Origin of the sequence: Ruegeria sp. A3M17 (assembly GCF_003318255.1) — a bacterium.
In the GTDB taxonomy this organism is placed as follows: Bacteria; Pseudomonadota; Alphaproteobacteria; order Rhodobacterales; family Rhodobacteraceae; genus Ruegeria.
In genome coordinates, this window is the sequence record NZ_QOCF01000014.1 from 58,570 (window position 1) to 71,743 (window position 13,174).

Consider the following 13,174-nt stretch of genomic DNA (forward strand, 5'->3'; position numbering starts at 1 on the left):
CGCTTATGATTATTCATGAATGGATTTACTGTCCACGCCGCATTAGGTGACAATTAGAAATCAGGAGGCGCACAATGGGGATCCGCTTTTTCTCGGACAAGAACCGGCCGGTCCACATGGGGCCTTATCCGTTGGAGCGGTTGGCACGTCAGAGCGTTGTGCCGGACCTGTCCTTTGTGCAGCCGATGCCCGTGCTCAGTTTTCACCGGCCGGATCAGCCTGAAAGCATCGTCAATGCCATGGGTGAGTTTCAGGCGATGATGGACGCTATTCGTGATGGCTTCGTAAATGCTGTGCCCTCTGAAATCCCGGCTGATCCGACCGCGCGGGCACATCACCTGAAGGCCTTTGGCTATTTCAATGACGCGTCGATGATGGGGTGCGGGCCTTTGCCCGCCAAGGCGATGCTGCCCCAGCCGCGTCATAACCCCGACATAAATCGTCTGGCCCATGCGCTGAAGACCCGGCAGACCAAGACGCTGGCGTCGGGCATCGATGTCATCATGGCGGACCTGAAAGAAAGCATGGAGGCTGCGCCCAAGCCGATGGACACGCACCGCCACGCCATCGTCTTTGTCTATGAACACAACCGTGATCCCAACCGGGATGAGCTCGGCTCAGATTGGATCATGGACGCGCAGGACCACCGTTCCTGTTTGCTGGCGACCGAAAATGCGGTGGTGATTGCCAACTATATCCGGTTGTTGGGGTTCGATGCGCGGGCGCATACCGCGATGTCCTCTGAGGTTGATCTGGGCAAGCTGGCGGTGGCGGCGGGCTTAGCCTCGGTCGAGGGTGGCGATGTCGTTGTGCCTTGGCTGGGCAAGCGGTTTGGTCTGGCAGCTGTTACGACCGAGATGGAGCTTGCGCATGATCAACCCCTGCAATCCATGGCGCAGCAGCCTTGGTTTCGCACTCAGGGTCCGGCGTGGTGGCTGGGAACGGGGTTCGCCAAGAACGCGCTGAACCGGGATGCTTATGCCAAACGACGCTACGTGGACGGGGCGCATCCGTTCGAGAAGCTTAAGCGCGTCGAGGACCCGACGACCTACATCGACGAAGAAAACGTGGCCCGCGTTCCCAAACGCGCCGACATGTTTGCCCGCGCACAATTCGGGGATATGGGCAAACCGCTGCAGGATGCAGCCAGGGGGGGGCACTATGTGCGCAAGGCCGCCCCCAGTTTCGCCCAACGACGTTCACTGGGCGCATTTGTGCTTTTGCAGGATGGCAACAGCGCAAATGGCCCGTGTCCGAACGATGCCGCCCGAAATGCCGCGAATATCAAGGCCGCGACCTATTTCATTGGGGGCGATGCCGTAGGCCTCAGCCGTTGTCCGGAATGGGCGTGGTACTCTCACGACGCGACCGGAGAGGAGATCAACCCGACCCACGATCAGGCCATCAGCATGATCATCGACCAGGGCTATGAAACGATGGAGGGGTCCAGTGGCGATGACTGGATCGCAGTTGCCCAGTCGATGCGCGCCTATCTGCGGTTTTCACTTTTGGGCGGTGTGATCGCGCAGCAGATCCGCAACCTTGGCTTCAAGGCCAAGGCACATACGGTCATGGATGGCGAGGTGCTTCAGCCGCCGCTTTTGCTGCTGTCCGGATTGGGCGAGGTCAGCCGGATTGGCGAGGTCATCCTGAACCCCTACCTTGGTCCAAGGCTCAAGTCCGGCGCTGTGACAACCGATATGCCGATGGAGCACGACAGACCGATTGATTTTGGCCTGCAGACTTTCTGTGAAAGCTGCAACAAATGCGCGCGCGAATGTCCTTCGGGGGCAATCACCGCGGGGCCGAAACTCATGTTCAACGGCTATGAGATCTGGAAATCCGACAGCCAGAAATGCGCGACCTATCGCGTGACCACACCCGGCGGTGCGATGTGCGGGCGCTGCATGAAGACGTGCCCGTGGAACCTTGAGGGCATCTTCAAGGAACGCCCGTTCCGTTGGGCCGCGATGAACATCCCGAAAGCCGCGCCAGCATTGGCGAAACTGGACGATGCCGTGGGTAACGGCGGTTTGAATGACACCAAAAAATGGTGGTGGGATATCGAACTACAGGCGGACGGCGCTTACCGCCCGACGCAACATCCGCTGAACCGGCGTGACCTGCAAACGGATCTGGACCTGCAGTTCGAAGATCAGACATTGGCCGTCTATCCCGCCTATCTTGCCCCCCATCCGTGGCCATATCCCTTTGCGATGGACCGCGAGGCCGGGATTGCGGCCTATCAGGCGATGGTTTCAGCCGAAGAATATAAAAACCGCAAGGCAGCGGGGGATATGTCGATCGTGCATCGATACTCAATCGCGGGCGACGCGCCGGTGATGCGGGTTGCGCTGACCAAGGTCGGCAAGATGACGGCGGATGTGACCAAGTATGAATTCTCGGCCCTGAATGGTGCGCCGTTACCGGATTGGACCGCCGGGGCGCACCTGGATGTGCTGGTCGCGCCTGAGTTTCTGCGTCAGTATTCTATGTCGGGGGACCCATCGGACAGGTCAGTCTATCAGATCGGCGTCCTGCGCGAGGATGAAGGACGCGGTGGTTCGGCCCTGTTGCATCGAATCTTCAACGAAGGGCGCAAGGTCTTCATCTCGAAACCGATCAACCATTTCGAACTGGATGAGAGCGCAACAAAGACTTTTTTGATGGGCGGCGGGATCGGGATTACTCCGATGATCGCCTTTGCACACCGCCTGTATGCGCTGGGCAAGCCGTTCGCACTGCACTATTCCGCCAGCACCCGCGCTGGGGCCGGGTACTTGGACGATCTGGCGGTGATGCCCTGGGCCGACCACGTGCATTTTCATTTCTCGAACGAAGGAACGCGCGCCGATCTGGATGCAGTCTTGTCGGGGTATCAGGAAGGGTGGCACGTCTATACCTGCGGACCGGATCGCTACATGGACGGTGTCATACAAGCGGCCGACCGGCAGGGATTCCCCGAAGAGGCGCGGCACCTGGAGTATTTCTCGGTCCCCGAACAGCCGGAATATGAAAATCACTCCTTTACATTGAAGCTGGCAAAGTCGGGCAGGGAACTGACCGTCCCAGAAGACAAAGATGCCGCTCAGGTATTGAATGAGGCAGGTATTCACGTGGACGTGAAATGTTCCGATGGTATTTGCGGCGTCTGCAAGTGCGGCGTGGTTTCTGGCGATATTGAGCACCGTGATTTCGTTCTGTCCAACAAACAACGCGAGGGTGCGATCATTCTGTGCCAAAGCCGCGCGGCTGAACCTGACGGTGTGATTGAACTCGACCTCTGATCTGAGGTCTGAAAACGACTTCGATAAACACAAAAATTGGTCGTTCCAGCCATGGACGCCGTGGGGCTGCTGCACTAACGTCCCCCGCGAACCCCAGTGAATCCTGATCAACAGGTGCGAGGTATTTTCATGGATTATCACAGCCCCGCCAACTTTGCCGAGGCGTCGGCTCTGGCCGCAAGCGCGACGGGCATTACCCGGTTTCTGGCAGGAGGCACCGATGTTTTGGTGCAACTGCGGTCAGAGTTGGTGACACCCGATACGCTGATCGACGTCAAAAAGATTGAGGGCGTCAGCGATATCATTCGTAACGCCGACGGCAGCTGGACGATTGGCGTCGCGGCCACCGGTGCCGAGATGAGCGAACACCCCGAATTGGGCGGCGATTGGCCGGGCGTGGTCGAGGCGATGGACCTGATCGGATCAACCCAAGTGCAGGGGCGCGCAACGCTGACCGGGAACCTGTGCAATGGCTCTCCTGCGGCGGATTCCGTGCCTGCCATGGTCGCCGCCGGAGTGACCGTTACCGTGACAGGCCCGGATGGTGATCGCGAAGTTGCCGTTGAAGATATCCCAACCGGCCCCGGAAAGACGTCGTTGGCCAAGGGTGAGCTGGTCTCGGCAGTGAATATCCCCGCGCGGGGTGACAACGGTGGTGACGCATATTTGCGGTTCATACCACGGACCGAAATGGACATTGCTGTTGTCGGTGTAGGGGTGAACCTGCGTCTGGACGGCGACACCGTCACCGAAGCCCGCGTGTCGCTGGGTGCTGTCGCCCCGACCGTTCTGTTGGTTGAAGACTGTGCCAAGGCCATCGTCGGTAGCACTCTGGGCGACGCCGCGCTTGATGCGCTGGCTGCCGCCGCATTCGCTGCGTGCAACCCGATTGACGACAAGCGCGGCACCATCGCGTTCCGCACCGAGGTCGCTGGCGTTCTGGCCAAGCGCGCCGCGAAAATCGCCTATGCCCGTGCGAAGGGAGAACAAGCATGAGCAAGTTCCACGTATCCACCAATGTAAACGGCGACTCGGTTGAATACCTCTGCGACCCGCGCGAAACCCTGCTGGACTGTCTGCGCGACAAGCTGAACCTGACCGGAGCGAAAGAAGGTTGTGGTACAGGTGACTGCGGCGCGTGTTCCGTCTCGGTCGACGGGCGTCTGGTCTGTTCCTGCCTGATGCTGGGCGTCGAGGCCGAAGGTAAGCAGATCGAAACGGTCGAGGGCATCGCGGATGGTGACGTTTTGCACCCGCTGCAGCAGAAGTTTATCGAACACGCCGCGCTTCAGTGCGGCATCTGCACACCGGGCATTTTGGTCGCGGCCAAGTCGCTGCTGGAAAAGAACCCTAACCCGACCGAAGAGGAAGCCCGGTATTGGCTGGCTGGTAACCTGTGCCGCTGCACCGGTTATGACAAGATCATTCGCGCTGTGATGGAAACAGCCGAAGAGCTGCGGGAGGCTTCGTAATGGCACTGGACGATCGCAAATCGGAATTTTCTTTCGTTGGCACCCGACCGAACCGCCCTGACGGGTTGGACAAGGTTACGGGCCGTGCAAAGTTCGGGGCGGATATTTCGGCACCGGGCATGTTGCATGGTGCAATCCTACGCTCGCCCCACGCCCATGCGCGGATCGTGAAAATCGACACCTCGAAGGCCGAGGCGCATAAGGACGTCAAAGCCGTCGTGACCCGTGCGGACTTTGCCGATGTGCCGTTCAAGCCCGGCTTGGAAGGTGAGTTCTGGAATGTTCTGGAAAACGTCATGGCAGGCGAAAAGGCTCTGTATGACGGCCACGCTGTAGCAGCCATAGCGGCCACTTCGGCACTGGCGGCGCGCGATGCGCTCAAGCTGATCGAGGTTGAATACGAGGTGTTGCCCCACGTCACCGATGTGGACAAAGCGATGGCCTCGGATGCTCCAGTCATTCGCGAAGGTGCGGCGGATTACTCGGTGCCCGCAGGCATGCACCCAAACGTCGTCCGCTACCACGAAAGCGGGCACGGCGATGTTGAAGCCGGCTTTGCCGAGGCCGATCTGGTCATCGAAGACAGCTTTGTCACTGAGGCGACCCATCAGGGTTACATTGAGCCGCACGCCTGTTTGGGTATGTTGGGCAATGATGGCAAAGGCGAGCTGTGGTGCACGACCCAGGGCCACTGGATCGCGCAGAAAACCTGTGCGGCGCTGTTGGGGATTGAGACCTCGCAGCTGCGAGTGACCGCCTCTGAGATCGGCGGTGGGTTCGGCGGCAAGACCACTGTGTTCATTGAACCTGTTGCACTGGCGCTAAGCCGTAAGGCCAACCGTCCGGTCAAACTTGTGATGACCCGGTCCGAGGTGTTTCGGGCAACTGGTCCCACTTCGTCGGCGTCGATGGACATTAAGATCGGCATGAAGAAGGACGGTACTATCTCGGCCGCGCAGGGCGTGTTCCGCCTGCAGGGTGGAGCCTTCCCCGGAGCGCCAGGCGATATGACCGCCATGTGTGCCTTTGCGCCTTACAATCTGACCAACGTCAAGCAGATTGGCTATGACGTAATGGCCAACCGGCCGAAACAGGCTGCGTACCGTGCACCCGGTGCCCCGATGGGGGCATTCGCCGTCGAGTCGGTGATTGATGAACTGTGCAAAAAGCTGGACCTCGATCCAGTCGATGTACGCCTGAAAAATGCGGCGCATGAGGGCACCAAGGCCAGCTATGGCCCGCGGTATGAGCGTATCGGTTTGGTGGAAACACTTGAGGCCGCCAAGGCGCATCCGCATTATTCAGCACCGCTGAAACCGGGGCAGGGGCGCGGGATCTCCTGTGGGTTCTGGTTCAACCATGGCGGCGAGACCTCGGTGTCTCTGTCTCTGTCCGAAGATGGCTCGGCCCAGTTGATGGTTGGTACGCCTGATATCGGCGGCTCGCGGGCGTCTATGGCGCTGATGGCGGCCGAGGTTTTGGGCATTCCCTACGAGAATATCCGTGTCACCATCGCCGATACGGCTACGCTGGGCTACAATGACGTCAGCCACGGCTCTCGCGTGACCTACGCCTCCGGTCTTGCCACCATCAAAGCAGCCAATCACGCGGTCGAAAAACTGTGCGAACGCGCGGCGGCCAGCTGGGGAATTCCGACCGACGCGGTGAAATGGGAAAACGGCTGTGCGGTTCCCTCTGGCCCAAATGCCGGTGACTTCGATCCGCGCCCGTTGGCCGATATCACGACCCATATGGGTTCGACCGGCGGACCGATCTCGGGCCACTTTGAGGCGACCCCTGAAGGCGCGGGTGTGTCCTTTGGCACCCATATCGTCGATGCCGAGGTTGATCCGGAAACCGGGAAGACCGCGATCACCCGCTACACAGTCATTCAGGATGCCGGTAAGGCGATCCATCCGACCTATGTGGAAGGCCAGTATCAGGGCGGCGCGGCGCAAGGCATCGGCTGGGCGCTGAACGAGGAATACATTTATGGCGAGGATGGTCGCCTGCAAAACTCGATCTTCCTTGATTACCGTATTCCCGTCGCCAGCGACCTGCCGATGATCGACACGGTGATCGTCGAAGTGCCAAACCCAGGCCACCCGTTCGGTGTGCGTGGAGTCGGCGAGACCGGCATCGTGCCGCCCTTGGCTGCCATTGCCAACGCCGTGTCGCACGCGGCTGGCGTACGCATGCGGCAACTGCCAATGTCACCGCCGCGCATTCTTGCCGCGCTGAAGGACAATGGTTGAGGTCCACCTCTGGTCCGGCCTTCGGTCTTTGACCGGGGGCCGGCAGGTGGTCAAGGTTGAGGCTAAGACCACTGGCGACCTATTGCGGGAACTGGTGAAGCTACACCCGCAGCTTCAGGCGCCGATTGATGCGGGCGTATCCATCGCCATCGACGGGCGCGTCATCGCCAGCGGATTAACCGAGCCGATCCCTGCGGGCAGCGAGATTTACCTGATGCAACGTTTGCGGGGGGGTTAAGCCTCTGGCGACCACGGTTCACGTCCGACCATACGGTCGGCTTCGGCGGTGATGTCGTTCATGTGCTGTTCAAGGCTTTGCCGCAGCTCTTCGATTTGCTCTTCTGATGCTTTGCGTGGCACGGTTTCGGTCCACTCGCGGCACAGAAATACGCCCTTGTTCCGCCAGGGGCGGGGCATCAACAGGCGATCCCATGTACCCGCTTCGCTGCCATATTGCGCGGAATAGGTGATTCCGAAGATCCGTTTGCCCGAGGTGCGCGCCCAGACCAGTGGCACCGTGGACAGCACACGCTCGGGGCCGCGTGGTCCGTCGGCGGCGATGCCGATGGAAACCCCTTTCTTAATCTTGCCGAACACCTCTCGCGACACGGCGACGTTGCTCTTATGTTTGCTGGCCATGGCGATGGTATCCATGCCGAATAGTTTCTGCACCCGACCTACCATGCTGCCTGCTCGTGCAGACGAAGTGATCGAGCATATGCGCCCTTTGTCCAACGGGAAGAAATACGGCGACTGCGCCAGCCGCTGATGCCACAGCACCACGATCACCGGCTCACCTTGTTCGGCCAGCTGGTCCAGTTCTTCGTATCCGATGCGCTGCCATTTGGTGTTGCGATTGACCATCCGGATATAACTTGCGATGCGGCGCGCGGCCCAGTTCAAAACGGCTTCGCTGTCGGCGATCTTTTTGCGGATACTCACGGATTGGGTCCCTCGTACTGACCAAAACGTGTCTTATAGAACTAAACGCTGCACGCAACTTGTTTGTCGGGTGCATTAGTCGCGCGGAATATGAAAAAGCCTCTTGAGTCCGCTGCGCGGCTGGCATATTTGATGCGCACCTTAGGGGTATAGCTCAGTTGGTAGAGCGACGGTCTCCAAAACCGTAGGTCGCGGGTTCGAACCCTGCTGCCCCTGCCATTTCCTCACATTTGAACTGTTGACAGGCCTCTTCGTGCGAAGCGGACGCTCTATTCTGGTTCTGACTCATAAAGCTAGGCATCCCATGGCTCGAATGTCTCGAAGGCGGGGTAAGGGTTGGTGGCCGTGTTTAACCTGGAGCCTCGAGGAGACTAACCTTGGTTTAGCTAGCGCCTGGCCAGGTGCCGCGCAATTCGATCAATCCGGTTTCCTACGCCTTTGGAATGGCCTATGGTCCTGCCCACAACAGACAGGCGGAAGAGGGTTCATGTCGCGCTTTGATAGTTACTTCCTGCGGCAACTGCTGATTCTGTTCGGCTTTTTCACCCTGGTTCTGGTGGGGGTGTTTTGGATTACCCGTTCCGTCAGCCTGTTTGACCGGGTGATCAGCGGCGGCCAACCCGCGATGGTGTTTCTGGAATTCACCGCACTGACCCTGCCAACCCTGATCCGTACCGTGATGCCGATGGCGGTGTTTGCCGCAGCCGTTTATGCGACCAATCGCCTGAGCCGCGAAAGCGAGATGACGGTAATGCTGGCCACAGGGACCAGCCCCTGGAGATTGGCGCGCGCAGTGTTCGTATTTGGCATCGTTACCGGCCTTATGATGGCCGCGATCAGTGTCTTCCTGCGCCCCGCGTCCGTTGAACAGTTGGAACAGCGCCAAGCCGAGGTCGCGGGGGATGTCACCGCCCAGCTTTTGAATGAGGGCGAATTTCTGCACCCCGCGCAAGGCGTTACGGTTTACATCGGTAAAATTGATCTGGATGGCACGCTGTCCGAGGTCTTTGTCTCAGACCGTCGGGATGAAGAGAGCCCGGTCAGCTATTCCAGCAAGACGGCTTATCTGGTCAACAATGGTTCCGGCATTCATCTGGTGATGGTGGACGGGATCGCATTGCGCCTGAATCCAGAAGGCAGGGCGCTGTCTTCGACGCTTTTTGCGGATGCTTCTTATGACATCTCGGAACTGACAAATTCAGACACCAACGCCATGCGTAGTCTTGAGGCGATCCCAACGCTCGAGCTTTTGCAGGGCCGGGATAGTATTCTGGCGACCGAGCAGTTCTCGGAAGGGGAACTGATCGAAGAATTGCATCAGCGTTTTTCATGGATCGCCATTTGTATCGCGGTGGCGATGGCTGGTTTTTCAACGTTGATGCTGGGCAGTTTTTCGCGCTTTGGCCTATGGCCACAGATATTCGGAGCATTCACGATTTTGGTCCTGTTGGAGGGTGTCCGGGGTTTTGTGTCGCCGGTCGTGATTGATGATCCAAACCTGTGGATTTTGCTTTATCTTCCGGCGATTGTCGGCGTCTTGATTTCATGCGTGTTCCTGTTGATCGCCGGGCGGCCATTGCTGCGCACCCGATCGCGGGGGGCGAATGGAACCTTGTCTCAAGCTTAATCTGCCGCGCGCAGTTCGGTCAGACAGGCCACCACGTCGTCGAAGGCTTCGCTGTCCCGTCGGGTCACCAGATAAAGCGGCAACATCAGGTCTATCGCTTCGGCAACCGGCACCAAGGTGCCTTCGTTCAATTGATCCCAAATAACATATTCGGGGAAATAACCTGTTCCGCCGCGCTGCAATACATAGCGCAGGCCCATCATGCAATTGCCCAAGAAAAGCGTCTGTCCAGCCGCTTTGCGCGCTGCTGACCGCACGTGGTCCTGATAAACTTCGCCTAACTCGAGATTGACGAAAACCGGGTTTTTGCCGGCGCCGGGGGATTCGACCAACAACAAACGTTCCGGCGCCAGTTCGTGATACAGCACACGCCGATCAGATGGTTTTTCGTGGGTCAGTGCCGCATCCAATACATGCGTCGCCACGGCCTCGACCATGTTGAGGTCATGATCGTAGTTCAGGGTCAGCAATAGCTGGCCATGGCGCTGTTCATAGCGAACGGCCAGATCGACCAGCAATGGATCCCAAACGCTGAGCTGTGCACCAAGGCGAAGGGCGATCCGGTGCGGTGTCTGGCCCGGCAGATCGCGCGAGGCGAAGGACCACAACGACAACATCTGCTCGGCATAGGGCCGAAACTGCCGTCCGAATTCTGTCAGGTTGGTGCCGCCTGCGCCCCGAGTGAACAGAGGCTTTCCGGTTTCCTCTTCGATCAGTTTGATACGGGCACTGACCGCAGTCTGTGTGATGTTGAGGTGTCGTGCAGCGGCATGGAAGCCACCTGTGTCTGCAACGCACAGAAATGTCTCAAGGGCTTTGATTTGCATGCTGAAAGTATTTTTTGATCGAGGTGATAAAATCAATTCATTTTTTTCAGCTGTCGCCTTCGGATATGCTGGCCGTAGCAGATCAGCCAGAGGAAACATCATGCTGGACAAAAGCCACAAACCCACCTGGACCAGTTTTGAAGAGGCGACCAAAGCCGATTGGGACGCTGTCATGGAGTATGAAGAGGCGTTCAACGCCGCCCTTCCAGACCGAATCCTGGACGCGATCCGTTCCCTGGACGAGGCGTGGACGCCATACCCGGTCAACCGTTACCAGCACAGCCTTCAGGCCGCGACGCGTGCCTATGAGGATGGTGCAGATGAAGAACTGGTGGTCGCGGCCCTGATCCATGACACCGGAGATATTCTGTCACCGTATAACCATGGTGAGCTGTCGGCTGCGATGATGAAACCTTATGTCAGCGAGAAAACCCATTGGATATTGAAACACCACTGTGTGTTCCAAGGCTATTACTACAATCATCATCTGGGCGGTGATCGCAACGCCCGCGACAAGTACCGCGACAGCCCCTATTGGGAGGACTGCCGTTACTTCTGCCATGAATACGATCAGAAGGCGTTTGATCCGGACTACCCGACCAAATCGCTTGAGTTCTTTGAACCCATGCTGCGCCGCGTCTTGAACAAGGGCGAAGGCCATATGGAACTGAATGAAACGTCCGAGGGTTAACAGGCGGCCATCAGGCGATAAACGATCTGAGCGGCGGTGAAGTCCCAGGCGGCATTGCCGTTCGGGGCCAGCTCCACCACGTCGAAGCCCATGCATTTGCGGCCCTTCAGGGCGTGTTCAACCAGCCGCAGAGCCTGATAATATCCCAAACCACCGGGCACCGGAGTTCCCGTGGCGGGCATGATCGCCGGGTCCAGCCCGTCGACGTCGAAACTGATATAGACCAGCTCGGGGAAATCCTCTGGCAGGTCGACGGCATGGATGTTGCCGGTGACCAGATCTTCTGCATCAACGTGGAAGACGTGGTTCTTCAAGCGACTTTGCGCTTCTTCGGTCGAAAAGGCGCGCACGCCGAACTGGGCCAATCGAACGCCTTCTTCGGCCAGCAGGTGCATGACCGAAGCATGGGAGTGTTTTTCCCCCTGATAGGCGTTGCGCAGGTCAGCATGGGCGTCGATCTGAACAATGCCAATGGGTTGGCCCAATGCACGCGCTACGCCCATCACTGCGCCATAGCTGAGGGAATGCTCACCACCCAAAGTCACCGGCACTTTGCCCGCGCGTACTGCAGCTTCGGTGCGCTGGGCAAGGCGCTCCATGATCTCGGACAGGGCGGCGTCGCAATCCACCGGCTCTTCGGTAAAAATCCCCTCGACGCAAGGCTCAGCATGGCCGGTTATCCGTTCCAGCTCATTGCTGGCCTCGATGATGGCATCAGGCCCTTTGGCCGTGCCTGAGCCGTAAGAGACCGTGCGCTCCAGCGGCACCGGGATCACGCGGAAACGGGCGTCTTCGGAGCGCTCGGAAGCGGTCAGTTCACTGTCGAGGAAAATGCTCATGAGAGTCTGTCCTTAAAGTCGTCATAGCCGAACTGTTTGATGATCTTCAGTTCGTCCGTATCACTGTTCCACAGCGCGATGGTTGGCAGCGGTACGCCGTTGAACGTATTGGTCTTGACCATCGAATAGTGGGCCTGATCGAGGAAGGCAAAGCGTTGGCCGATTTCCAGTGACTGATCCCAAGTGTAAACCCCGATCACGTCACCGGCCAGACAGGAGGGGCCGCCCAGACGGTAGGTGTGGCCTGCTTCGGCCTCATCCATCAGGGCGGGGCGATAGGGCGCTTCGATCACGTCAGGCATGTGGCAGGTTGCCGAGATATCGGTGATTGCAAGGTTCATGCCATTGGTTGGCAGGTCGAGGATTTCGCCGACCAAGATACCTGCGTCCAGCGCGACCGCCTCACCGGGTTCGAGATAGACTTCGATGCCGTATGTCTCGCGGATGTCCCTGATGAACCCCACCAGCCCGTCGCGATCATAGTCGTCGCGCGTGATATGATGGCCGCCTCCAAAGTTCAGCCATTTAAGTTGGCCGAGGAAGGGCTTGAGTCTTGGCAGGATGGCTTCCCAAGTGCGCCGCAATGGCGCGAACCCTTGTTCGCAGAGCGTGTGCATGTGCAGGCCATCAACCCCGGTCAGGTCGTCGGTCGTCAACTGACTGATTGGGGTGCCAAGGCGAGAGCAGGGCGCACAGGGGTCATATTTTGGGATCTCGCCTTCGGAATGTTCCGGGTTGATGCGCAGACCGACCTGAACGCCAGCGTTCTGAGCTTTGGCAAGAAACCGGTCTTTTTGCGCTGGTGAGTTGAATATGATGTGATCGGACAACGACAGAATTTCATCGACGTCCGCGTCCTTGTACCCGGCGCAGAAGGTCGCGACCTCGCCACCATATTCTTCGCGACCCAGCCGTGCTTCGAAAATGCCGGACGCGCATGTGCCGCCAAGATGTTGGCGAACAAGCGGGGCGAGCGAGAACATCGAGAATGCCTTGAGCGCGCTCAGCACATGGGCGCCGGATCGGGTTCCAATATCGCCGAGAATGGTCAGGTTCCGCTCGACGGCCTTTTCATCAACCACGAAGCAGGGGCTTGGCACGCGGCTCAGGTCAAAGCTGCGAAAGGCTCCGGCGTCTCCGGCCTGTGTGGTCATCATGTCGGACATGTCCGGCGCCTCCGAATTGTGGAGAGGCCGGGGGCTCTGCCCCCGGACCCCCGGAGTATTTTGGAAAA

At 58.8% G+C, this 13,174-nt stretch carries 11 protein-coding genes and 1 tRNA gene; 8 read left to right on the forward strand and 4 right to left on the reverse strand.

All coding sequences use genetic code 11. The annotated features are described in order from the left end of the window. Positions 1-74: 74 nt before the first annotated feature. From DS906_RS07740 to DS906_RS07760, 5 genes are all read left to right on the forward strand, one after another. A complete protein-coding gene (locus DS906_RS07740; protein ID WP_113789635.1) occupies positions 75-3,287 on the forward strand; it encodes a reductive dehalogenase in 3,213 nt (1,070 codons plus the stop codon). 129 nt (positions 3,288-3,416) lie between these two features. Beyond that, on the forward strand, positions 3,417-4,283 hold the full coding sequence (locus tag DS906_RS07745) for a xanthine dehydrogenase family protein subunit M (protein WP_113789636.1): 867 nt from the start codon (positions 3,417-3,419) through the stop codon (positions 4,281-4,283). After that, on the forward strand, positions 4,280-4,759 hold the full coding sequence (locus DS906_RS07750) for a (2Fe-2S)-binding protein (RefSeq protein ID WP_113789637.1): 480 nt from the start codon (positions 4,280-4,282) through the stop codon (positions 4,757-4,759). The genes DS906_RS07745 and DS906_RS07750 overlap by 4 nt, the downstream gene beginning before the upstream one ends. Further along, entirely contained in the window at positions 4,759-7,014 is a 2,256-nt protein-coding gene (locus tag DS906_RS07755; RefSeq protein WP_113789638.1) for a xanthine dehydrogenase family protein molybdopterin-binding subunit, read from the forward strand. The genes DS906_RS07750 and DS906_RS07755 overlap by 1 nt, the downstream gene beginning before the upstream one ends. Continuing rightward, complete coding sequence (locus tag DS906_RS07760; protein ID WP_113789639.1) at positions 7,007-7,252, forward strand: MoaD/ThiS family protein; 246 nt, start codon at positions 7,007-7,009, stop codon at positions 7,250-7,252. Before DS906_RS07755 ends, DS906_RS07760 begins: the two co-directional genes overlap by 8 nt. On the opposite strand, the gene DS906_RS07765 is transcribed toward DS906_RS07760, so the two are convergent. Next, positions 7,249-7,956, reverse strand: a complete 708-nt coding sequence (locus DS906_RS07765; protein ID WP_113789640.1) for a lysophospholipid acyltransferase family protein — start codon at positions 7,954-7,956, stop codon at positions 7,249-7,251. The genes DS906_RS07760 and DS906_RS07765 overlap by 4 nt on opposite strands. 143 nt (positions 7,957-8,099) lie before the next feature. On the opposite strand from DS906_RS07765, the gene DS906_RS07770 reads away from it, so the two are divergent. Together DS906_RS07770 and lptF are read left to right on the forward strand one after the other, a co-directional pair. Next, positions 8,100-8,175, forward strand: a tRNA-Trp gene (locus tag DS906_RS07770). Between the two features lie 268 nt (positions 8,176-8,443). Continuing rightward, the gene (lptF, locus tag DS906_RS07775) at positions 8,444-9,583 is read left to right on the forward strand and encodes an LPS export ABC transporter permease LptF (RefSeq protein ID WP_158541296.1); all 1,140 of its coding nucleotides are present in this window, start codon (positions 8,444-8,446) and stop codon (positions 9,581-9,583) included. Here the strand turns inward: lptF and DS906_RS07780 are convergent. Beyond that, complete coding sequence (locus DS906_RS07780; RefSeq protein ID WP_158541297.1) at positions 9,580-10,410, reverse strand: LysR family transcriptional regulator; 831 nt, start codon at positions 10,408-10,410, stop codon at positions 9,580-9,582. The genes lptF and DS906_RS07780 overlap by 4 nt on opposite strands. A gap of 100 nt (positions 10,411-10,510) precedes the next feature. Here DS906_RS07780 and DS906_RS07785 point away from each other — a divergent pair, with 100 nt between their 5' ends. Further along, positions 10,511-11,101 carry an HD domain-containing protein gene (locus DS906_RS07785; protein ID WP_113789643.1) on the forward strand — a complete coding sequence of 197 codons (591 nt, stop codon included), beginning with the start codon at positions 10,511-10,513 and terminating at the stop codon, positions 11,099-11,101. Here the strand turns inward: DS906_RS07785 and speB are convergent. Then, positions 11,098-11,940 (reverse strand): agmatinase, encoded by an 843-nt coding sequence (speB, locus tag DS906_RS07790; protein ID WP_113789644.1) that lies wholly within the window; start codon positions 11,938-11,940, stop codon positions 11,098-11,100. The genes DS906_RS07785 and speB overlap by 4 nt on opposite strands. Further along, a complete protein-coding gene (nspC, locus tag DS906_RS07795) occupies positions 11,937-13,106 on the reverse strand; it encodes a carboxynorspermidine decarboxylase (RefSeq protein WP_113789645.1) in 1,170 nt (389 codons plus the stop codon). Before nspC ends, speB begins: the two co-directional genes overlap by 4 nt. Positions 13,107-13,174: the final 68 nt, after the last annotated feature.

Bases quoted from the DNA above. Each gene is read 5' to 3' on its own strand.
- DS906_RS07740 (WP_113789635.1), top strand. From the start codon at position 75: ATGGGGATCCGCTTTTTCTCGGACAAGAACCGGCCGGTCCACATGGGG.
- DS906_RS07745 (WP_113789636.1), top strand. From the start codon at position 3,417: ATGGATTATCACAGCCCCGCCAACTTTGCCGAGGCGTCGGCTCTGGCC.
- DS906_RS07750 (WP_113789637.1), top strand. From the start codon at position 4,280: ATGAGCAAGTTCCACGTATCCACCAATGTAAACGGCGACTCGGTTGAA.
- DS906_RS07755 (WP_113789638.1), top strand. From the start codon at position 4,759: ATGGCACTGGACGATCGCAAATCGGAATTTTCTTTCGTTGGCACCCGA.
- DS906_RS07760 (WP_113789639.1), top strand. From the start codon at position 7,007: ATGGTTGAGGTCCACCTCTGGTCCGGCCTTCGGTCTTTGACCGGGGGC.
- lptF (WP_158541296.1), top strand. From the start codon at position 8,444: ATGTCGCGCTTTGATAGTTACTTCCTGCGGCAACTGCTGATTCTGTTC.
- DS906_RS07780 (WP_158541297.1), bottom strand. From the start codon at position 10,410: ATGCAAATCAAAGCCCTTGAGACATTTCTGTGCGTTGCAGACACAGGT.
- DS906_RS07785 (WP_113789643.1), top strand. From the start codon at position 10,511: ATGCTGGACAAAAGCCACAAACCCACCTGGACCAGTTTTGAAGAGGCG.
- speB (WP_113789644.1), bottom strand. From the start codon at position 11,940: ATGAGCATTTTCCTCGACAGTGAACTGACCGCTTCCGAGCGCTCCGAA.
- nspC (WP_113789645.1), bottom strand. From the start codon at position 13,106: ATGTCCGACATGATGACCACACAGGCCGGAGACGCCGGAGCCTTTCGC.